Below are 21,555 nucleotides of genomic sequence, written 5' to 3'. Positions count from 1 at the left end.
TCTAGCGCGACCGCTGGGTGGCCCACTGGCGGATCTTGTCGATCCGTGCCTGGACCTGCTCGGCGGTCGCCTGGGCGATGGCGGGGCCGCCGCAGGCACGCCGGAGCTCGGCGTGGATGACCCCGTGGGGCTGCCCGGTGCGGTGGTTCCACGCGCCGACCAGGCCGTTGAGCTCCTTGCGGAGGTTGGCGATCAGCTCGTGCGGGGCGAGCTGCGGCTCCTTCGGCTCGGGCCTGCTCCGGCCGGCCTTGAGCTGCTCCGACTGGCGCTTGCTGAGCAGGGTCCGCACCTGGTCGGGTTCCAGCAGGCCGGGCAGCCCGAGGAAGTCCTCCTCCTCGGGCGAGCCGGGTTCGGCGGCCGTGCCGAACTCGCCGCCGTCGAAGAGCACCCGGTCGAAGGTGGCGACCGCCTCCAGGGTCTCGAACGGCAGCTCGTCACCCAGGACGTCGGGATTGTCCTTCTTGCGGTTGGCGTCCTCGACGAGGAAGTCGTCGAGCCCCTCCTCCGGCAGCTTGCGGTCGAGCACGTGGTCGCGCTCGGCCTCCATCTCCCCGGCCAGGCCCATCAGGGTCGGCACCGAGGGGAGGAACACCGAGGCCGTCTCGCCGCGTTTGCGGGCCCGGACGAAGCGGCCGACCGCCTGGGCGAAGAACAGCGGCGTCGAGGTGCTGGTGGCGTAGACGCCGACGGCCAGACGCGGGATGTCGACGCCCTCGGAGACCATGCGGACCGCCACCAGCCAGCGGTCCTTCGACGCCGAGAACTGCTTGATCTTCTTGGACGCCTCGGGGTCGTCGGAGAGCACGACCGTGGCGCCCTCGCCGGTGATGGCGCGGATGTGCCGGGCGTAGGCGCGGGCCGTCTCGTGGTCGGTGGCGATCACCAGGCCGCCCGCGTCCGGCACGCCCCGGCGGACCTCGGTCAGCCGCCGGTCGGCGGCCTGGAGGACCTGCCGGATCCAGTCGCCCTTCGGGTCGAGCGCGGCCTTCCACGCCTGGCCGAGCTGGTCCTTGGTGAGGGGGGTGCCGAGCGTCGCGGCGATCTCGTCACCCGCGCGGGTCCGCCAGCGCATCTCTCCGGCGTAGGCCAGGAAGATGACCGGCCGGACGACGCCGTCGGCGAGCGCCGGGCCGTACCCGTAGGAGTAGTCGGAGACGCTCCGCCGCACGCCCTCGCCGTCCTCGGCGTAGGTGACGAACGGGATCGGGTTCACGTCGGACCGGAAGGGGGTGCCGGTCAGGGCCAGCCGGCGGGCAGCGGGCTCGAAGGCCTCGCGCACGCCGTCGCCCCAGGACTTGGCGTCCCCCGCGTGGTGGATCTCGTCGAAGATGACGAGCGTCTTGCGCGCCTCGGTCCGGGCGCGGTGCAGCGCCGGGTGCATCGAGACCTGGGCGTAGGTGACGGCCACCCCGGTGTAGTCACGGGAGGTCGCGCCCTGGCTGTTCTTGAACTCGGGGTCGATGGGGATGCCGACCCGCCCGGCAGCGTCGGCCCACTGCTGCTTGAGGTGCTCGGTGGGGGTGACGATCGTCACCGCCCGGACGATCCCCCGCGACAGCAGGTCGCTGGCGATGCGCAGCGCGAAGGTCGTCTTGCCCGCGCCCGGCGTGGCGACCGCGAGGAAGTCGCGCGGCTCGCGCCTGAGGTAGAGGTCGAAGGCCTCCTGCTGCCAGGCGCGGAGCTTCGGCGCGGTGCCCCAGGCGGCCCTCTCGGGGTAGGAGGGAGGCAGGTGGGAGGCGGCGAAAGTGCTCATGCGCCCCTCCTCGCCTGACGGCCGGTCGGGGCGTCGACGGGCCTGCCGTGTCTGATGGTCCGCTCGCTTGGCTCACTCACAATCTCAACAGACTAATCTGCGTCACCGGCCGGGCGCGCCGATCGGCCCCGATCCGCGCGGGCACGCCGGGAATCGCCCTCCGGTCCCGCCGGGGCGCGGAGCCTCCCCCCGCGGTCGTGCTCCCGCCGCGCCGCGGCCGTGCCGACGGGGCTCAGCGGACCCCGGCGAGCACGGCGTCGATCTCGGCACGCGTCCGGGGGCCGTCCGGTTTGGCGACCGCCAGCACGACCACGGGAGGCCGGCCCGCGCTCGCCGTGAGGAACACCACACGCAGGTAGGCGGGGCGGTTCACCACGTCGCGGTACTCCGCCCGGAGGGTCCGGCTGTGTCCGGTCCGCCCGCCCACGGTGACCGTCCGGTCGTCCTCGACCTTCACCTCGTCGCCGTGGAGCAGGAGCCTGCCGTACAGGTCGGCGAGGGTGACCGCGGCCTCGCGGGCGTCGGTGACCCGGCCGCCCGGCCGGACCAGCACCGTCGCCGTCCGGCCGTCTCCGGCCACCGAGGTGAACCCGGTGACCGGGGGCGCCGTTCCGGTCCGCCACCCCTCGGGCAGCGGGTAGCCGACGCCCGCGGCCCGGTCCGTCACCCGGGCGGGCTCCGGGGCGGGCAGCGCCCGGAGCACCGCGGTCACGACGCCCGCGGTGATCACGGCGCAGGCCGCCGACGCGAGGAGGCCGAGCAGGAGGCGTCGCAGGCGGCGCGGGATCCGGGGGCCGGACGGCGTCGCGGGCATGCCGTACCGGCGGGCCGAGGGCGGCAGGTCCTCGTCCCCGTCCGGGCCGGGCGGGCCCGCGCTGCCGGGCCTGGCGGGGCTCCATCCGCTCTGCCGGGGCGGCCACGCCTGGCCGGGCCGCAGGGCCTCCAGGTCGGGCGGTGCGGAAGGCGCCGGGGACGTGGGGGTCACGGGAGGCGCGGACGGCGTGGGAGGCCCGGAGGGTGCGGCCCTGTCCACCGGCGCCCCGTACGGCCGTGCCCGGCGGGGGTCGCGGGCCCGCCGCGGGGGTTCCTCCGGCGGCCACACGCGGTGGGGTGGTTCGCCCACGCCTCCTCCTCCCGGTGGTCCCGGCCTTCCGTCCTACCATGCCTCGCCCGCCGCGGTCCGGCCATAGGCGATCTCCGATATGGGACGGGCCGGCCCGGTCAGGGCCGGTCGCGCATGCGGCCGGCGACGGCCGTGCCGAGCACCCCGATGGCCGCCGTCATGGCGATGATCGCGATGTATCCGGTGGCGATGTCGTCGTGGCCGATCAGGTTCACCAGCACGCCGCCGAACCCGATGGTGAGCGCGCCGCCCAGGGTGTCGACGACCTGGAGCGCGGCGGAGTTGGCGCCCTGCTCGTCGTCGGGCGACTGGCGCATGGTGGTGATGCTCACGCTGGTGGTGCCGATGCCCATGCCGAACCCGGCGACCATCCAGGCGGGCGCCATGATCCATCCGGTCATGCCGGGGAGCAGGGCGAGCGCCGTCAGCAGGATGCCCGCGGTGACCGCCGTGGCGCCGAGCCGTACCAGGGTGGGCCGGTCGAACTCGCGCCGGGTCTGCAGGTAGGAACCGCCGCTCCAGCCCAGGGCGCCGATGGTGAGCGCGACCCCGGCCTGGGTGGTGCTGAAGCCGAACTCCTCCTTGAGCACGAGCGGGATGAAGGCGTTGACCCCGAAGAAGGCCGAGGCGAGGACGCCGCGCATCATCACCGTGGTGGGCAGTCCCCGGCCGAACCGCAGGGCCTTCGGGGGCAGCAGCCGGGGCAGCCCCGCGGCGAGCAGGACCAGTCCGGCGCCGGTGGCGGCCCCGCCGGGCAGCGGGGCGGTGTCCAGCCGCTCCACCCCGTAGAGCAGCGTGCCGCCGCCGGCGGCCGTCGCCAGCGCCGCGAGGGTCATCCGCAGCGGCCGGGAGCGGGGTCCGGTGCCCGGCTCCGGGGTGTCGCCGTCGCCGCCGCGCAGCGCGGGCAGCAGCATCACCAGGGCCGGGACCACCAGCGGGACGATCCCGTAGAAGACCCAGCGCCAGCCGACGGTGTCGGCGATGAGCCCGCCGAGGCCGGGCCCGACCAGCGCGGGCAGCACCCAGGCCGACGAGAGCCCGGCGAAGACCCTGGGCCGGGCCTCCGGCGGGTAGACCCGCACGATCATGACGTAGATCGCGACGATGACCGCGCCGCCGCCCAGCCCCTGGACCGCGCGGGCCGCGATGAAGACCTCCTTCGACCCGGCGGCGCCCGCCATCACCATGCCGGTCACGAACAGGGCCACGCCGAGCAGGAACGGTACGGCGTGGCCGCGCCGGTCGGACCAGAGCCCGGCGGCCACGTTGGCGAACAGGCCGGCGATGAGGAACGCCGAGAAGCTCATGCCGTACAGGTCGAGCGCGTCGAGGTCCTTCGAGACGTCGGGCATGACCGCCCCGATCGACATGCCCTCGAAGGCGATCAGGGTGACGACGAGCAGGATGCCGAGGGTCGCGGTCCGGTAGCGCGGGCCGAAGATCCGGGGAGGGGCGTACGGAGTGTCGAGAGTCTTCGGTGCTGTCACCTGTCAAGGTTAATGTCCGGTCCCGCCGCCCGGTACAGCCTCCACGCCTCCCTCATCCTGACCCCCTGCCCCGCGGTGAACTGCGACATGCAGGTGTCGTAGGAGTAGTCCATGAAGTTGTGGACGGCGTCGGGCCCGTCTCCGGGGCAGGTGTCCTTGCCCACGGGGCAGCCCTCGGTCGCCGCCGCCTGGGGCGGGGTGTCGGCCACCCCGTCGCCCGGTGTCTGGCAGCCGTTCTCGAAGGTGTGCAGCAGCCCGAGCCAGTGGCCGATCTCGTGGACCGCGGTGAACCCCCGGTCGAAGTTGCGCAGCGTCCCGCCGGGCAGGCTGCGCCAGTCGACGACGACGCCGTCCGCGCGGGGCTCGTTCATGTACCAGTAGGGGTAGGTGGAGTAGCCGAGCACGAGCCGGCTGAGCTGCGCGACGTAGAGGTTGAGGGTCTCCGCGCCGCCCCTGCGCAGCCGCTTCACCGAGTCCTCGTGGGCGATCGGGTTGGTGAACCAGGCCGGGTTGTTCGTCCTGGTGATCCCGGCGAGCCGGAACCTGATGCCGGTGTCGGCCCCGCCGAGCCGGCCGCCGTAGGCGGCGTTCAGCGTGGCGATCTGGCTGCGCACCGCGCTGTCGGACGCGCCCGACCGGCCGCTGGTGATCACGTGCACCCAGACCGGCACCGTGACCGTCTCCGCGGGCGCGCGGCGCTGCGCCGGCCGGTGCCGGTCGAGGTCGGCGAGCATCTCGGCGACCTGCTCCGGGCCGGGAGCGTGCGGTTCGATCCCCCGGCCCGGGGTGTCGGGGGCCGCCGGGGCCACGGAACCCGCCGGGGCCACGGAGCCCGGGGCCGCGGAGCCCGCCGGGATCGCCGGAATCAGCGGAGTCTCCCGGGCCGTCCGGGCCGCCGGGTGCGCGGTCCGCGCGCCGGTCTCGCATCCGTCCGGTACCGCCGCGGGCGCGAGGCGCGACGGTGGCGGGGCGGAGGCGGGAACGGCGCCCGCCGTCAACAGGCATGCCGAAACGACGGCGATCGCACGCGCAACCATGCACTCCCCCGATGAGTGGTCTGACCTGGCCGGATGGTCTCCAGCGCCATCCTGACCGTAACCTCATCGGGGGCGATCGACCGGGAGTGACACTCACTCCTTGCCGCTGTCGTCCTCGCCCTTCGGCAGCCCCTCGTAGATCTCCTTGCACTCGGGACAGACCGGGAACTTCTGGGGATCGCGGTTCGGCACCCAGACCTTGCCGCAGAGCGCGCGCACCGGGGTCCCGGTGACCGCGCTCTCCATGATCTTGTTCTTCTCGACGTAGTGGGCGAACCGCTCGTGGTCGCCGTCGCCGTGCGACAGGTTCGGCCGGACGTCGCTCTCAGGAAGGATCTTCGTGCTCACCCTGTCGATTTTATGTCCCCGTTCCGGCGGGTCCCGCGCCGATCCGGGTTCCGCAACCCGGCCGCCACCCCGGGGCAACGGATACGGCCCCCGTCCCGGGACGGATCCGGGGCGGGGGCCGTACGGCGGGCGGGGCGCCTCAGCCCATGTGAATCGGGGCGCCCTCGGTCTTGCGGCCGGCCTTGACCAGCAGGGCCAGCACGGCAGCGAGCACCGCGACGCCCGTGCTGACCTGGAAGCCGAGGTGCATGCCGTCCAGGAAGGACGAGTTCACCGCGCCGGTGATCGCCTGGACGATCGGCTCGGGCGTGCCGGGGGGCGCACCGGCCTCGGCGAAGGACGCGCCCTGCTTGACGAGCTCCATCTGCTCCGGCGGGAGCGGCTGGAGGCCGGCCTTGCTCCAGTAGCCGGGGAGCACGTCGCCCACCTTGCCCGCGACGATCGCGCCGAGCACCGCGGTGCCCAGCGAGCCGCCGACCTGCATCGCCGACTGCTGCATGCCGCCCGCGACGCCGCTGAGCTCCTCGGGGGCGTTGCCCACGATGATCTCGGTGGCGCCGACCATGACCGGCGAGAGGCCGAAGGCGAGCAGCACGAACGGGATCGCGCTGGCCACGTAGCCGTCCTCCAGGCCCAGGCGGGACAGCAGGAACATCGCGGAGGCGGTGATCAGCATGCCCACCGCGATCGGGATCTTCGGGCCGAACCTGCTGATCGCCGCGCCCGCCAGCGGAGAGGCGACGATCATGCCCGCGCTCATGGGGAGCATGCGGATGCCCGCGTCCAGCGGGTCGAGGCCGTGCACGCCCTGGAAGTAGAACGTGAGGAAGAACATCGCGCCGAACATCGAGAAGGCCATCAGCACCATCAGCACGGTGCCGATCGAGACCGACAGGTTGTGGAAGAGGCTGAGCGGGACCAGCGGCTCGGCGGCCCTGCCCTGCCACCAGACGAACGCGGCGCCGAGCACCGCGGCCCCGGCGAGGAACGCGAGCGTGCGGGTGTCGCCCCAGCCGTCCTCCGGAGCCTTGATGATCGCCCAGATCAGGCAGAACATGGCCCCGGAGAGCAGCACGACGCCGAGCCAGTCGACCCTGGACAGGGAGTCGGCGCGGCTCTCCCTGATCACGAGCAGGCCGACGACCAGCGCGACGACGCCGACCGGGACGTTGATGAAGAAGACCGACTGCCAGTTGACGTTCTCCACCAGCAGGCCGCCGACGATGGGGCCGGCCGCGCTGGACAGGCCGATCGTGGCGCCCCAGACGCCGATCGCCATGTTGAGCTTCTCTGCCGGGAAGGCCGCACGGAGCAGGGCGAGGGCGGCGGGCTGGAGCAGCGCGCCGAAGAGGCCCTGCAGCACGCGGAAGGCGATCAGCATGCCGATGGAGTCGCTCAGGCCGATGGCCAGCGAGGTGAGGGCGAAGCCCACGATGCCGATCATGAAGATCCGCTTGTGCCCGAACAGGTCGCCGAGCTTGCCCGCGGTGATCAGGAACACCGCCAGCGCCAGCAGGTAACCGCTGGTCACCCACTGCAGGTCGCCGAGCGAGGCCTTGAGCTCCGCACCGATCACCGGGTTGGCGATCGCGACGACCGTGCCGTCGAGCATCACCATCATCACGCCGAGCGAGACCGCCAGCAGCGTGAGCCATGGATGACCCTGCCTCGACGCACTCCGATCCGATGGCGGCGGTGTCGCCACCGTCTTGGCCTGAGCCATGGAAGGGTCCCCCCATCACTGGATACGTCCCACCTTGGGACATTGACGATCGGTAATTTATGGCAGGGACTGACACATGACAAATCGTTTTATGAGGCACCACATGACATATGGCAGACTCTGCACCATATGTTGCGAGGAGATGACAACCATGAGTCAGCCCGGCCTACGCGAGCGCAAGAAGCAGCGAACCCGGCTGGCGCTGGTCGACGCCGCTCTCGGACTGTTCGCGGCCCAGGGCTACGAGGCCACGACCGTCGACCAGATCGCGGCCGCCGCCGACGTCTCGCCCCGCACGTTCTTCCGCTACTTCGCGACCAAGGAGGACGTCGCGCTCTCCCTTCCCGTCGACGGGCATGAGGTGATGCTGAGGGAACTGGCCGCGCGCCCCGCCGGGGAGGCGCCGTTCACCGCGCTCGGCCACGCCATGCGCGCCGTCGTCGCCGAGCTGAGGGAGGGGGAGCCCGCCGACGTCGCGAGGTTCCTCAGAGCCCGGGAGCTGATCGAGGTCACCCCCGCGCTCTTCGCCGGGAACGTCCGCCGGATGATGGAGAACGAGCGGCGGCTGATCGCCGAGGTGGCGCGGCGCGAGGGCGTCTCCCCCGACGACCACCTCCCCCACTTCGTGGTCGCCCTGTTCACCACCGTGGCGCGGGTCGGCCTCGAGCACTGCACCGCCCGGAGCGCCGACGACCTGGGCGCCCTCACCGAACGCCTGGAGCAGATGCTCGCCCTGGCCGAGCGCTCCCTGCGCCCCGGCTGGGACCGCCCCTCGCGGCAGGCTCCGTCACGCGGCCCCGCAGGTCAGTTCATCGAGGGGTCGTCGGGGCAGGTGGCCACGTAGGCCAGCTCGCCGCGCTGGCGGCGCAGGACCGCGCGCCACAGCGTCTCGGGGGCCGCGTGGAAGGTGTCGCCGGGCTCCGCGTCCACGACGTACCACGCGCCGTCGCCGATCTCGGCCTCCAGCTGCCCGCCGGTCCATCCGGCGTAACCGGCGAAGATCCGCATCTGGGCGATCTCCCCCGCGAGGATCTCCGGCGGGGCGTCGAGGTCGACGGTCCCCAGCCGCGACACCGCGGCGGCCCCCGTGTGCAGCCTCCGCCAGCCCAGCGGCTCCTGCCCGCTCGGGACCGCGGCCAGCGCCAGCGCGCTGTCGGTCTGGACCGGCCCGCCCTGGAACAGCACGGGCGGGCCGGTGACCAGGGCGTCCCAGCTGGGCAGCACCTGCGTCACCGAGACGTCGCTCGGGCGGTTGAGCACCACCCCGAGAGTGCCCCCGTCGATGTCGTGTTCCAGGATCAGGACCACGGAACGCCGGAAGTTGGGATCCTCCAGCTGAGGTGTCGCCACCAGCAGCCCGCCGACATAGATCGCCTCCGCCATACACCCATCATGATGGCTGGACGCGGATCGTGCCGCCTTACCCCCCGCCTTGCCCCGCCGTGGCCCGGAATCGGCTCCGGTCCCGCCCGCCGTACGGCCCGGCCGGCGCGATCGGTACGGCCCGGCGTGGCGGGGCGGGTCCGGAGGTGCCGGGAGGGGGCTACGCCTCGGTCATGCCCGTGCGCGCCCGGCCGCCGGCCGACTCGCGCACCGCCGCCGCGACCGCGCCCGCCACGTCCGGGTGGAAGACGCTGGGGATGATGTAGTTGGGGCCGAGCTCCTCGTCGGTGACCACCGCGGCCAGCGCCCGGGCGGCGGCCAGCAGCATCTCCTCGGTCACCACGCTGGCCTGCGCGTCGAGCAGGCCGCGGAAGACGCCCGGGAAGGCCAGCACGTTGTTGATCTGGTTCGGGTAGTCCGACCGGCCGGTGGCGACCACGGCGGCGTGTTCGCGGGCGTCGTCGGGCGAGACCTCGGGCTCGGGGTTGGCCAGCGCGAAGACCACGGCGTCCTCGGCCATCGTGGCGATGTCGTCGCCGCTGAGGATGCCGGGGGCCGACACGCCGACGAACACGTCCGCGCCCTTGACCGCGCCGCGCAGGTCGCCGGAGTAGCCCTCGGCGTTGGTGTGCTCGGCGATCCAGCGGAGCGAGTCGTCCAGGTCCTCGCGTCCCAGGTGCACGGCGCCCAGGTAGTCGCAGACGACCACGTCGCGGACCCCGGCCGCGAGCAGCAGGCGGAGCACGGCCGTGCCGGCGGCGCCGGCGCCGGCGAGGGTGACCCGGACCCCGCTCAGCTCCTTGCCGACCACGCGCAGCGCGTTGGTCAGCGCGGCCAGCACGCAGATCGCGGTGCCGTGCTGGTCGTCGTGGAAGACCGGGATGTCCAGCAGGTCGCGCAGCCGCCGCTCCACCTCGAAGCAGCGCGGCGCCGAGATGTCCTCCAGGTTGATGCCGCCGAAGCCGGGGGCGATGGCGCGGACGATCTGCACGATCTCATCGACGTCCTGGGTGTCCAGGCAGATCGGCCAGGCGTCGATGCCCGCGAACCGCTTGAACAGCGCGGCCTTGCCCTCCATGACGGGGAGCGCCGCGGCCGGGCCGATGTTGCCCAGGCCGAGCACGGCCGAGCCGTCGGTGACCACCGCGACGCTGTTGCGCTTGATGGTCAGGCGGCGGGCGTCCTCGGGGTTGCGGGCGATCGCCATGGAGACCCGGGCGACGCCGGGCGTGTAGGCCATGGAGAGCTCGTCACGGGTGCGCAGCGGCACCTTGGACTGCATCTCGATCTTGCCGCCGAGGTGCATGAGGAAGGTCCGGTCGGAGACCTTGTGCAGGACGACGCCCTCGACGGCGTCGAGCTGGTCCACGATCGCCTGGGCGTGGTCGGTGTCGCGGGCGGCGCAGGTGACGTCGATGCGCAGGGTCTCGTGCCCGGCGGTGGTCACGTCGAGCGCGGTGACCACGCCCCCGGCGGACTCCACGGCGTGGGTGAGCTGGCTGACGGCCTTGCCGCCGGCGGGCACCTCGAGGCGCACGGTGATGGAGTACGACACACTCGGCACGGTGGCCACGGTCAATCCGCTCCTTCGCGACAAGCCCGGTTCGGGATGCCTCCATCGTGCCACCAACGGACGGGTGTCCGTGCCGCGGACCGCCTGCCGGGGTCCGCGGGCACGGTCACGATCGGGTGTACGCGGGCTTCCGGGCGCGGCTCAGAACAGCGCGGAGGCGAGGTTCCTGCGGGCCTTGACGACGGACGGGTCGTCGCCGGGGAGCGTCTCGAACAGGCCGAGCAGGTGCACCCTGGCCTTGTCGCGGTCGTCGCCGGAGGTCCGGCGGACGACCCCGACGAGGCGGTCGAAGGCGGCGTCCACCTCACCGGAGAGCATCTCGAAGTCGGCGGCCAGGAGCTGGGCCGCGACGTCGGCGGGGTCGGCCAGGCGGCGCTCCACGTCGGCCGGGTCGACGCCGGTGGTCCGGCGGATCAGGCCCAGCCCGGCCAGTCCCAGCTTGGCGTCCTCGTTGTTCGGGGAGCGGGCCAGCAGCCGCTCGTAGGCCGCCGTCGCCGCGTCGAGGTCGCCGGCGTCGATGGCCTGCTCCGCGGCGAGGACGTCCGGGTCCACCGGGGGCTCCTGGGAGGCGGGCTCGCCTTCCTGCCCCTCGGCGGGCGGCGGGAGGTACTGCGCGAGGGCCTCCATGAGCTGGGTGAGCCAGTCGCGCAGCTGCGGCTCGGTGGCGATGCCCGGGACGACGGCCACCGGCTGGCCCTGGAAGATGGCGTACAGGGCGGGCACGTTCTGCACCCGGAGCGCCTGCGCGATCTGCCTGCTGACCTCGACGTCCACCCGGGCCAGCACCCACCGGCCGGCGTTCTCCGCGGCCAGTTTCTCCAGCAGGAGGCTGTAGTCCCTGGCCTGCTCGGCCCGGGTGACGGTGAGCTCCAGCAGCACCAGGCTGTTCATGGAGCGTTCGACGACCTCCGTCGCGAAGCTGGCGTCGTCGACATCGATGACCTGCGCCGGGACGCCTCCGGTCTGCTGCGCGGTGGTCTCCCTGCGCGCCTGCGCCTCCAGCGCCTGCTTGCGCGCGCCGAGGTCGACGGCACCGTAGAGCGATCCGGGTCGAGGAGTGAAATCCGCTGGGCTCATACCTCCAATCCTGCCGCATGAGGAGGGCCCGGCCGTACTCCGCGCGCCCGGGAGCGCCCGGGAGCGGCCGGGGCCGACGGGAAACGGCGGGGAAGTCCGTCAGAAGCGCGCGGGTTCGGTGTAGACCCCCCACACCCCGCGCAGGGCGTCGCAGATCTCGCCGAGGGTGGCCTCGGCGCGGACGGCGTCGAGCATGGCCGGGATCATGTTGCCCTCGCCCTCGGCGGCCCGGACCATCGCGGCCAGCGCGGCGTCGGCGGCGCCCTGGTCGCGGGCGGCGCGGCGGGCGGCCAGGACCCGGTTCTGCTCCCGCTCGACCTCGTGGCTGACCCGCAGGATCTCCAGGGGCTCCTCGGCGGAGGCGGTGTGGCAGTTCACCCCGACGATCCGCTTCTCGCCCTTCTCCAGCTTGCGCTGGTAGTCGAAGGCGGCCTCGGCGATCTCCGACATGAACCAGCCGTCCTCGATGCCGCGCAGGATGCCCGAGGTCATCGAGCCGTCGGAGCCCATGTCCCGGATCTTCGCGAAGATCGCCTCGGCCTCGGCCTCGATGCGGTCGGTGAGCGCCTCGACGTACCAGGACCCGCCGAGCGGGTCGGCGACGTTGACGACCTCGGTCTCCTCCATGATCACCTGCTGGGTGCGCAGCGCGATCTCGGCGGCCTTCTGCGTGGGCAGCGCCAGCACCTCGTCCAGCGCGTTGGTGTGCAGCGAGTTGGTGCCGCCGAGCACGGCCGCGAGCGCCTCGACCGCGGTGCGGACCACGTTGTTGTACGGCTGCTGCGCGGTCAGCGAGACCCCGGCCGTCTGGGTGTGGAAGCGCAGCCACTGGGCCTTGTCCGTCTTGGCCCCGTAGACGTCGCGCAGCCAGCGGGCCCAGATGCGGCGGGCGGCGCGGAACTTGGCGATCTCCTCGAAGAAGTCGATGTGCGCGTCGAAGAAGAACGACAGGCCGGGCGCGAAGACGTCGATGTCGAGGCCGCGGGACAGGCCGAGCTCCACGTAGCCGAAGCCGTCGGCCAGGGTGAACGCCAGCTCCTGCGCGGCCGTGGAGCCCGCCTCTCGGATGTGGTAGCCGGAGACGCTGAGCGGCTTGTAGGCCGGGATCTCCGCGGCGCAGAACTCCATCAGGTCGCCGATCAGCCGCAGGTGCGGCTCGGGGGCGAACAGCCACTCCTTCTGCGCGATGTACTCCTTGAAGATGTCGGTCTGCAGCGTGCCGTTGAGCCTGCCGACCGGCACCCCCTGCCGCTCGGCCGCGACGACGTACATGCAGAAGATCGGCACGGCGGGGCCGCTGATCGTCATGGAGGTCGTGATGTCGCCCAGCGGGATGCCGTCGAACAGCAGCTCCATGTCCTGGGCGGAGTCGATCGCCACGCCGCAGTGCCCGACCTCGCCGAGCGAGCGCGGGTCGTCGGAGTCGCGGCCCATGAGCGTCGGCATGTCGAAGGCCACGCTCAGCCCGCCGCCGCCGGCCCCCAGGATCATCTTGTAGCGCTCGTTGGTCTGCCTGGCGTTGCCGAACCCGGCGAACTGCCGGATGGTCCACGTCTTGCCGCGGTAGCCGGTGGCGTGCAGGCCCCGGGTGAAGGGGTATTCCCCGGGCCAGCCGATGCGCTCGAAGCGCGGGTCGTCCCCGGGCGGGCCGTAGACGGGCTCCACCTCCATGCCGGAGAGCGTCCGGAACTCCGACTCACGCTTGGCGGCCCGGTCGAACCGCGCCTGCCAGCGCGCCCTGCCCGCCTCGATCTCCTCGGCGTTCATGCCCCACCTCTTCCGTCCGGCTCGTGGCCCCGGCCCCTCCTCCCGCGGTCCGCGCCCGCCTGTGGGCGGCCGGCTCCCGGGAGGGGCCCTGCGGAAAATACTAGGACGTCCTAGTATTTGTTCGCCAGGCCGGGAGCGGCGCACCCGGTCCCGCGCCCGGCACGGTGGTCTGCACGGCGATCGGCCCCGTGGTCGGCACGGTGATCGGCCGCGAAGTCGCCGGCGGCCACCCTGAGGGTCCTGAGCAGGCCGAACATCTGCTCCAGCTCCGCCTCGCCGTACATCGGCATGGCGAAGTCGGCGCCCATCAGCGCCTCCGTGGCCCGGGCCACCACCTCCCGGCCGTGGTCGGTGATCTCCGCCAGCACCCCGCGGCCGTCCCTGGGGTTGCGCCTGCGCCGGACCAGCCCGGCCCGCTCCAGCCGGTCCACGGTGTTGGTGACGCTCGTCGGGTGCACCATCAGCCGCTCGCCGATCCGCGACAGCGGCAGCGCCCCGGCCCTGCTGAAGGTGAGCAAAACCAGTGCCTCGTACCGGGCAAAGGTCAAGTCATACGGCTTGAGCAGCGTGTCCAGTTGCGACAGCAGGATCTGGTGCGCTCTCATGATCGAGGTAACCGCGGCCATCGCCGACGACGGCCCGAAGCGGGTGCGCCACGTCTCCGCGGCACGCTCGATGGGGTCGAACGGCAGGTTCAGCTGGTCGGTAGCCACACAGGCTACGGTAGCGCGGCCTCGTCCCGGTTCGCCCATATACGTAGAGTGATCAGATCGGCGGCTTGGCCAAGAACCCGGACGTGAAACGTCACACTCAGTTATGGTTCCCACATCGAATGGTGAGGCCGCAGCCAAGTGGCGACGGGGACTCAAGTCCGGCCCGCGGGGGAAGCGGGCGGGACCGGACGCCGAGGGGACCGGCTCCGCACATTCACCGCACGGGGGGTGCTTGATGGACGACGATTCGAAGGCGTTCGCACGCCATGCCGGCTGCGGCCCGGACTCCGGTCCGGGCTCCGGCGCGGTGGACGCGGCGGTGGATGCGGCGTGGGCCCGGCCCGCGCCCTCCCGTGCGTGAGCACAGGGGCGTTTCACGCGAGGAACTCCAGCAGAGCGCGTTGGTGGCGGTCGCCGTCCTGCTCGTGCTCGGCGTGGTCGCGGCGTGGAGCGTCCTCATTCCCGGTGTCAGCGCCTGGGAGAACCTCATCGTCGCGCTCATCGGCTCCCTGCGGATCACCGGACCGGTCGCCGCCGCGTTCGCCGCCTGGGTGGCGGTGCGCAGGCGGCGCGCGGCCGGCGGCAGGGCCCTGACGACGTGGCAGGCGGTGCGCGCCCCGCTGGCGATCCTGGTGGTCGTCATGGGCTCCTACACCGCCACGGTGCTGGTCCTGGCGGTCAAGACCATGCTCAGCGAGCAGGCGGGGCGGCTGCTGCCCAGCGGCCTGATCATGGGCGTGTCCGGGCTCGCCCTGTACGTCACCATCGGCTGGGTGACCGGGTGGCTGCTGCCCTGGACGATCACCCCGGCGCTCGCCGGCCTCGGCTGCTACGCCCTGTTCAGCTGGCTGGCCGACGGCTCGACCTGGGCCGACCGGCTCGCCCCCGCCACGCGGGAGCCGTACGACCTCTTCCAGGGGCTGAGCGCGGCGGCCTTCACCGACCAGACGCTCTGGCTGCTGGGCGTCAGCGCCGCGCTCCTGCTGGGCTGGGCCGCCATCGTGACCCGCCAGGCGCTGGTGCTGGCCGCCGCGCTGCTCGCGGTGCTGGCCGCCGGCACCGGCGTCGCCCGCCTGCTCTCCGAACCGAAGCCGATCGCCATCCAGCGGGTGGTCTACAGCTGCCAGGAATGGCCGATCATGGTCTGCGTGCATCCGGGGATGCGCACCGGGCTGGACGAGCTGGGCTCGGCGTTCGTCAAGATCGCTTCCCGGCTGGCGGGGACCCCGGGCGAGTTCTCCCGGGTCGAGCAGCGCCCGCGGCGCGACGACGCCGTCCTCCCGCCGGGCGTGGTCCCCGTCCACGTCGACGACCTGTCGGCCGGGTTCGCCGACCGGGCGGCCGACGAGTTCGTGGAGGGCCTCGCCGAGGAGTGCGAGGGCACGGTGGCGGACGGATACCGCGACATCGTGACGGCCTGGCTGCGCGGTGAACCGCTGCCCGGCGGGCCGCTGCCCGAGCACCAGTACGCCGCCGCCTGGTTCTCCGGCCTGACCGAGGCCCAGCGGCGCGGCTGGCTGCGGCTCTACTACTCCGACTTCACCGGCTGCCGGCTGCAGAGCACCCACTTCGGCGCCCAGACGGCCCAGAGCGAGCAGACCCGCCGGTCGCAGCAGGAGACCCCGGAGCCCCGGGAGACCGGGAGCCGCCAGAGCCCCGGCACGCGCAGGACCGGTGAGCCGAAGGGCCGCGGCGGGTCCGCGCGGGAGCGGGCCGGGGACGGGACCTCCGGCCTCGGGCGGACGGGCCTCGCGGAGGGGGCGCCCCGCGCCGGCCAGCTCTACCAGGCGCCCGAGGACGTGCTGTTCGCCCGCCCGGCCGTCTCACCCGCCCCGGAGGCGCCCGCCCCGCCGCGCGGACGGCGCGGCCCCGCCCCGGAGGACGGCCCCTCCGGAGACCGCCCCCGCCACGAGGGCCCCGGGAACGGAGAGTCGCGCGGCCGCGGGGACGGCGGGCCCAGGGACCACCACGGCGGCAGGTCCCGTCAGCCGGCGGGCGGCGGGACCGGGGACCGCCGCGGCGGCGAGCCGCACCGGGCGGACGGCTCACCGCTCGGGAGCGTCCGCGACGCGCTCCGGTGGCGCCTGCGGGACGCGGCCTCCGGGCACCTGCCGCGGCGGTGACGGGATCCGCGTAGGGTCCAGGTGAGAAAGCGGCCCCCGAGGGAAGGACACGGGCTGTGAACGCTCCCCCGGAAGCACCCCCCGACGTCGCCCCCCCGGCGCCGCGCCGGCGCCGCTGGCGCTTCCTGGCCGGGTTCCTCGTCGCCGTGGTCCTCCTGGCCGTGGGGGCCAGGGTCGCCTGGTCGTGGCTGGACCCCTTCGGCGAGACCACGGTCGACCGCAGCCAGCCCGCCCTGCTGCAGTCCATCCACGATCTCAGCCGGTTCGAGGCGGCCACCGGCAACTTCCAGGTCATCGTGGACCTGGAGAAGGACGCCGACTTCCTGCCGGACGCCATCAAGGGCACCCGGACCCTCTTCGTCGGCGCGGGCGGCGTCGACGCCTACGTGGACTTCGGCGGCCTGGCCAAGGACGCGCTGACCGTCTCCCCCGACCGCACCGAGGTCACCGTACGGCTCCCGCGCGCCCGGCTGGAGAAGCCCAACCTCGACAACCGGCGCTCCTACGTCTACGACCAGCAGCGCGGCCTGTTCGACCGGGTCGGGGACTTCCTGTCCTCCTCCCCGGCCGACCAGCAGGAGCTCTACGTGCTGGCCGAGAAGAAGATCGCCGAGGCGGCCCTCGCCAGCGACCTGCGCAACCGCGCCGACCAGAACACCAAGGCGATGCTGCAGGGCATGCTGAACGGCCTCGGCTTCACGAAGGTCACGGTGAAGTTCTCCGACGAGCCCTGATCCACCGCGGCCTCCGGGGGCGGCCCCGATCCAGGGCCGCCCCCGGAGGGGCGCGGGGCCCCGCCGGCGGTCCGTCGGCGGGGTCCGCGTCAGCCGAGCGAGGCGAGCAGTTCGTCCGCCGCCGCGTAGGGGTCGAGTTCGGCGGCCAGGACGCGCGCGGCGAGCGCGTCCAGGCGCCGGTCCCCGTGCAGGTGGGCGAAGCGCGAGCGGAGCGCGGCCAGGGCGACCGCCTCGATCTCGTCCCGCGCCCTGGCCCGGCGGCGGCGCTCCAGCTCCCCCGACTCCTCCAGATGCGCCAGATGCGCGTCCAGCGCGTCGGCCACGTCCTCGCCGCCCTCGCCGCGGTAGGCCACCGTCGGCACGATCGGCGGCCGCCAGGCCCGCTCGACCAGGGCGAGCATGTTGCGCAGCTCGCGGATCGTCGCCTGGGTGCCGTCGCGGTCGGCCTTGTTGACCACGAACACGTCCGCGATCTCCAGGATGCCCGCCTTGGCGGCCTGGACGCCGTCACCCATGCCCGGGGCGAGCAGCACGATGGTGCTGTCGGCCAGGGAGGCGATGTCCACCTCGGCCTGGCCGACCCCGACCGTCTCGACGAGGATGACCTCGCACCCGGCGGCCTCCAGCACGCGCAGCGCCTGCGGCGCGGCCCAGGACAGGCCGCCCAGGTGGCCGCGGCTGGCCATGGAGCGGATGAACACGCCGGAGTCGGTGGCGTGGTCCTGCATCCGCACCCGGTCGCCCAGCAGCGCCCCGCCGGTGAACGGCGAGGACGGGTCGACCGCCAGCACGCCGACCTTCCGGCCGCGCTCGCGGAACGTCCGGACCAGCATCGCGGTGGAGGTGGACTTGCCCACGCCGGGCGAGCCCGTGAGCCCGATGATCCGGGCCCGCTCCGGCCGGGCGGCGCAGAGCCGCACGAGCTCGGCGGAGATCTCCCGCAGCACCGGCGAGCCGTTCTCCACCAGGGTGATCAGCCGGGCCACCGCCCGGGGCCGCCCCTGGCGGACGCCCTCGACCAGGACGTCCAGATCCATACAGCCTCCGTCCCGCCGGTCGTGGTGCCCCGGCGCCGCCGGAGCGGCCGCCCGGCCCTGCTGCCCTGACGCCGGCGCGGCCGGGGCGGCCGCCCGGTCTCCCATCCCGGCCCTCAGGCCGAGGGGACGCGGATGATCAGGGCGTCGCCCTGGCCGCCGCCGCCGCACAGGCCCGCCGCGCCGAGCCCGCCGCCCCTGCGCCGGAGCTCGTGGGCCAGGGCCAGGACGATGCGGGCGCCGGAGGCCCCGATCGGGTGGCCGAGGGCGATGCCGCCGCCGTTGACGTTGACCTTGTCGAGGGGGACGCCGAGCTCCTTGGCGGACTGCAGGACGACCTGGGCGAAAGCCTCGTTGATCTCCAGCAGGTCGAGGTCGTCCACCGAGAGCCCCTGCTTGCCGAGGGCGTGCTTGATCGCGTTGGCCGGCTGCGACTGCAGCGAGTTGTCCGGTCCGGCCACGTTGCCGTGGGCGCCGATCTCGGCCAGCCACTCGAGGCCCAGCTCCTCGGCTCTGGCCTTCGACATCACCACCACGGCGCAGGCGCCGTCGGAGATCTGCGAGGCGGAGCCCGCGGTGATCGTGCCGTCCTTGCTGAAGGCGGGGCGGAGCCGGCTCAGGGTCTCGGCGGTGGTGTCGCCGCGCACGCCCTCGTCGGCGGAGAAGACCACCGGGTCGCCCTTGCGCTGCGGGATCGCGACCGGGACGATCTCGTCGTCGAACACGCCGTTCTTGATCGCGGCGGCGGCGAGCTGGTGGGAGCGGGCGGAGAACGCGTCCTGCTCCTCGCGGGTCAGGCCCAGGCGGGCGTTGTGCCGCTCGGTGGACTCGCCCATGGACACCTGGTCGTAGGCGTCGGTCAGGCCGTCGTGCGCCATCGAGTCCACGATGCCGGCCTCGCCGTACTTCACCCCCCGGCGCAGGCCGGGCAGCAGGTGCGGGGCGTTCGACATGGACTCCATGCCGCCGGCGACCACGACGTCGAACTCGCCGGCCCGGATGAGCTGGTCGGCCAGGGCGATGGCGTCCATCCCGGACAGGCAGACCTTGTTGATCGTCAGTGACGGCACGGACATCGGGATCCCGGCCCGCACGGCCGCCTGCCGGGAGGGGATCTGCCCCGCCCCGGCCTGGAGCACCTGGCCCATGATCACGTACTGCACGGCCTCGGGGGCGACTCCGGAGCGCTCCAGCGCGGCCTTGATCGCGATGCCTCCGAGCTCCGCGGCCGACAGGCCTGACAGGGAGCCGAGAAGGCGGCCGATGGGGGTACGAGCTCCGGCGACGATGACGGAACCAGGCATGGGAGGGGCCTTCCTGTGTCGATGGCGGCACTGCGCGTCACGGCCCGGACGGAAAGCGGCCGGATCCCCGCCCTCGGCCCCTCGGAGATTCTCCACTCCTCGGTCCCGTTCACCGGCGCGCCCTCGCGGAGGACGTGACGCGTTTGCCACGATACCCATGAGTACCCGGACACCCGCCATGGAGGACGGTCCTATGTTCATGCGCATCGACCATGTGGGAATCGCCTGCCACGACCTGGAGGAGAAGATCGCTTTCTTCGAGCGGACCTTCGAGCTCACGGTGGTGGCCAGGGAGGTCAACGAGGAGCAGGGGGTCAAGGAGGCGATGCTGCACATCGCCGACGGCGAGGGCGGCGGCTCCTACATCCAGCTCCTCGAACCGCTCGGTCCCGACACCCCCGTGGGCAGGTTCCTGGCCAAGCGCGGGGAGGGGGTGCACCACGTCGCGTTCGGCGTGCCGGACGTCGAGGCGGCCCTGGGCGAGATCGGCGGCCGGGGGGTCCGGCTGCTGGACGAGAAGCCGCGCCACGGTTCCATGGGCTCCTCCATCGCCTTCCTCCATCCCAAGGACGTGGGCGGGATGCTCACCGAACTCGTCCAGGCCCCGCCGCGGCGGCTCTGACCGCGCCACGGCGGCTCCGGACACGGCGGCTCTGACCGCGCCACGGCGGCTCCGGACACGGCGGCTCTGACCGCGCCACGGCGGCTCCGGACGCGGCGGCGCCGGCCGCGCGGCGCGGTTTCCGTCGCGGCCGGCCTGCCGCGCCGCGGCGGCCCCGCCCGCGGCGACCTTGACCACGCGGAACACAAGAAAGGCTCATACGTAACAAGTCACGCAGATAGTCGGAGGAGGAGGCCAACGCGGCAGCGGCGGAGTACGCTGGCGTACCACCGGACGTGGATCCCGCCCCGGCTCCCGCCTCGGATGTCCGAAACCCCCCGTCCGGCCCGTGTAGCCGTCTCGACAACCCAGGATCGAGCCTCCATGCAGTCCGACATCGACGCCCAGCTCAACAACTTCTTTGAAGACGCCCCCGCTCGGGAATTCGACGTGGTGCTCCGGGGCTATGACCGGCACCAGGTCCACGACCACCTGAAGCAGCTCGACGGGGAGTTGCGCCAGGCCCGCGAACAGCTCCAGGGCCTGCAGCGGGATCTGGCCGACTCCCAGCGCCAGCTCCAGGAGCAGGAGCGCCCGACCTACTCCGGGCTCGGCGCCCGGATCGAGCAGCTGCTCCGCCTCGCCGAGGAGCAGGCCACGGAGCTCGTCCAGGCCGCCCGCGCCGAGGCCAACGAGATCAAGGCCGCGGCCAAGGTGGAGGCCGCCGACATGCGCGCCGCCGCCGAGAACGAGGCGGCCGAGAAGCGCGCCCTGGCCACCCGCGAGGCCGACGACATGCGCGGCACCGCGGAGCGCGAGGCCGAGGAGATCCGCTCGACCGCCCGCCGCGAGGCCGACGAGCTGACCTCCACCACCGAGCGCGAGGTCGCCAAGCTGCGCGCCACCGCCGACCACGAGGTCGCCGAGAAGCGCGCCGACGCCGAGCGCGAGATCGCCAAGCTGCGCACCACCACCGAGCGCGAGGTCGCCCAGCTGCGCGCCTCGACCAAGCGCGAGCGCGACGAGATCCTCACCACCGCCAAGCGCCAGGCCGACGAGATGCGGGCCCAGGCCCAGCGGGTCCTGGAGGAGTCCGAGGCCAAGCGGGCCCAGGACGAGGCCGAGTTCGAGATCCAGCTCGCCGCCCGCCGCGAGGAGGCCGAGCGCCAGGAGGCCGAGCGCCACGCCACCGCGCAGGCCGCCACCCAGAAGCTGGTCGCCGAGGCCGAGCAGCGGGCGGCCACCGCCGAGCAGCGCGCCACCAAGGCCACCCAGCAGGCCGAGCAGACCCGCCGCGAGGCCGACACGCACGCCAAGCAGCTGCTGGCCAACGCCCGCAAGAACGCCGACCAGGTCGTCTCCGAGGCCAAGGCCAGCGCCGAGTCGATCGTCTCCGAGGCCAAAGCCGAGGCGGAGCGGAGCCGCTCGGTCGCCCAGCGCCAGGTCGACGAGCTGACCCGTCAGCGCGACAGCATCACCAGCCACCTGGCGCAGCTCCGCCAGCTGCTCGGCGGCGCGCCGCTCCCGGCCGTGGAGCCGGAGCCCGCGGTCACCGCGGCCCCCGTCAAGCCGGCCATCGCCGCCCCGTCCAACGGCAGCGCCGACAAGCCGGTCCCCGCTCCCGCCAAGGCCGAGAAGGCCGAGGACGACGCGGAGTGGTGGCAGGAGTAGCACCGCCCCCGGCTCCGGGGCATCGACGACGGCTACGGGAGAGCCTGGCGACCTTCGCGGTCGCCGGGCTCTCCTGCTGTTCTCCCTGCCCTCCACCTCCCGTA

At 73.3% G+C, this 21,555-nt stretch carries 18 protein-coding genes; 5 read left to right on the top strand and 13 right to left on the bottom strand.

Going from position 1 to position 21,555, the window contains the following annotated elements:
- Position 1: 1 nt before the first annotated feature.
- The 6 genes from HS048_RS10945 to HS048_RS10920 form a co-directional block, all read right to left on the bottom strand.
- Positions 2-1,753 (bottom strand): DEAD/DEAH box helicase, encoded by a 1,752-nt coding sequence (locus HS048_RS10945; RefSeq protein ID WP_196466889.1) that lies wholly within the window; start codon positions 1,751-1,753, stop codon positions 2-4.
- Between the two features lie 232 nt (positions 1,754-1,985).
- Complete coding sequence (locus tag HS048_RS10940) at positions 1,986-2,876, bottom strand: hypothetical protein (protein WP_196466888.1); 891 nt, start codon at positions 2,874-2,876, stop codon at positions 1,986-1,988.
- A gap of 98 nt (positions 2,877-2,974) precedes the next feature.
- Positions 2,975-4,363 carry an MFS transporter gene (locus HS048_RS10935; RefSeq protein WP_196466887.1) on the bottom strand — a complete coding sequence of 463 codons (1,389 nt, stop codon included), beginning with the start codon at positions 4,361-4,363 and terminating at the stop codon, positions 2,975-2,977.
- Positions 4,360-5,172, bottom strand: a complete 813-nt coding sequence (locus HS048_RS10930) for a zinc metalloprotease (RefSeq protein WP_231647190.1) — start codon at positions 5,170-5,172, stop codon at positions 4,360-4,362. The genes HS048_RS10935 and HS048_RS10930 overlap by 4 nt, the downstream gene beginning before the upstream one ends.
- A gap of 321 nt (positions 5,173-5,493) precedes the next feature.
- Positions 5,494-5,748, bottom strand: coding sequence for a DUF3039 domain-containing protein (locus tag HS048_RS10925; RefSeq protein ID WP_068894900.1), 255 nt, complete (start codon positions 5,746-5,748; stop codon positions 5,494-5,496).
- 139 nt (positions 5,749-5,887) lie between these two features.
- Positions 5,888-7,471 carry an MFS transporter gene (locus HS048_RS10920; RefSeq protein WP_068894898.1) on the bottom strand — a complete coding sequence of 528 codons (1,584 nt, stop codon included), beginning with the start codon at positions 7,469-7,471 and terminating at the stop codon, positions 5,888-5,890.
- A gap of 151 nt (positions 7,472-7,622) precedes the next feature.
- On the opposite strand from HS048_RS10920, the gene HS048_RS10915 reads away from it, so the two are divergent.
- Complete coding sequence (locus HS048_RS10915; RefSeq protein WP_068894896.1) at positions 7,623-8,315, top strand: TetR family transcriptional regulator; 693 nt, start codon at positions 7,623-7,625, stop codon at positions 8,313-8,315.
- On the opposite strand, the gene HS048_RS10910 is transcribed toward HS048_RS10915, so the two are convergent.
- The 5 genes from HS048_RS10910 to HS048_RS10890 form a co-directional block, all read right to left on the bottom strand.
- On the bottom strand, positions 8,276-8,854 hold the full coding sequence (locus HS048_RS10910; RefSeq protein WP_068894894.1) for a YqgE/AlgH family protein: 579 nt from the start codon (positions 8,852-8,854) through the stop codon (positions 8,276-8,278). The genes HS048_RS10915 and HS048_RS10910 overlap by 40 nt on opposite strands.
- Before the next feature lie 160 nt (positions 8,855-9,014).
- Positions 9,015-10,427, bottom strand: coding sequence for an NAD-dependent malic enzyme (locus HS048_RS10905; protein ID WP_068895289.1), 1,413 nt, complete (start codon positions 10,425-10,427; stop codon positions 9,015-9,017).
- 141 nt (positions 10,428-10,568) lie between these two features.
- Positions 10,569-11,504 carry a co-chaperone YbbN gene (locus HS048_RS10900; RefSeq protein WP_068894892.1) on the bottom strand — a complete coding sequence of 312 codons (936 nt, stop codon included), beginning with the start codon at positions 11,502-11,504 and terminating at the stop codon, positions 10,569-10,571.
- 99 nt (positions 11,505-11,603) lie between these two features.
- The gene (locus tag HS048_RS10895) at positions 11,604-13,271 is read right to left on the bottom strand and encodes a methylmalonyl-CoA mutase (protein WP_068894890.1); all 1,668 of its coding nucleotides are present in this window, start codon (positions 13,269-13,271) and stop codon (positions 11,604-11,606) included.
- Positions 13,272-13,381: 110 nt separating this feature from the next.
- Complete coding sequence (locus HS048_RS10890; protein ID WP_374058758.1) at positions 13,382-13,984, bottom strand: MarR family winged helix-turn-helix transcriptional regulator; 603 nt, start codon at positions 13,982-13,984, stop codon at positions 13,382-13,384.
- A 353-nt stretch (positions 13,985-14,337) separates the two neighbouring features.
- On the opposite strand from HS048_RS10890, the gene HS048_RS10885 reads away from it, so the two are divergent.
- Together HS048_RS10885 and HS048_RS10880 are read left to right on the top strand one after the other, a co-directional pair.
- Positions 14,338-16,107, top strand: coding sequence for a hypothetical protein (locus HS048_RS10885; protein ID WP_196466884.1), 1,770 nt, complete (start codon positions 14,338-14,340; stop codon positions 16,105-16,107).
- A gap of 56 nt (positions 16,108-16,163) precedes the next feature.
- Positions 16,164-16,841: a DUF4230 domain-containing protein gene (locus HS048_RS10880; protein WP_068894889.1), complete on the top strand. Its 678-nt coding sequence runs from the start codon at positions 16,164-16,166 to the stop codon at positions 16,839-16,841.
- 89 nt (positions 16,842-16,930) lie between these two features.
- Here HS048_RS10880 and meaB read toward each other — a convergent pair whose 3' ends face one another.
- Entirely contained in the window at positions 16,931-17,878 is a 948-nt protein-coding gene (gene meaB / locus HS048_RS10875; protein WP_068894886.1) for a methylmalonyl Co-A mutase-associated GTPase MeaB, read from the bottom strand.
- A 113-nt stretch (positions 17,879-17,991) separates the two neighbouring features.
- Positions 17,992-19,179: an acetyl-CoA C-acetyltransferase gene (locus HS048_RS10870; RefSeq protein ID WP_196466883.1), complete on the bottom strand. Its 1,188-nt coding sequence runs from the start codon at positions 19,177-19,179 to the stop codon at positions 17,992-17,994.
- 193 nt (positions 19,180-19,372) lie between these two features.
- On the opposite strand from HS048_RS10870, the gene mce reads away from it, so the two are divergent.
- On the top strand, positions 19,373-19,801 hold the full coding sequence (mce, locus tag HS048_RS10865; protein WP_196466882.1) for a methylmalonyl-CoA epimerase: 429 nt from the start codon (positions 19,373-19,375) through the stop codon (positions 19,799-19,801).
- 363 nt (positions 19,802-20,164) lie between these two features.
- A complete protein-coding gene (locus tag HS048_RS10860; protein WP_068894881.1) occupies positions 20,165-21,451 on the top strand; it encodes a DivIVA domain-containing protein in 1,287 nt (428 codons plus the stop codon).
- The last annotated feature ends 104 nt before the right edge of the window (positions 21,452-21,555 follow it).

It is taken from the genome of Planomonospora sp. ID91781 (genome assembly GCF_015711595.1).
In the GTDB taxonomy this organism is placed as follows: Bacteria; Actinomycetota; Actinomycetes; order Streptosporangiales; family Streptosporangiaceae; genus Planomonospora; species Planomonospora parontospora.
This window is presented reverse-complemented; position numbering and strand designations above follow the sequence as displayed.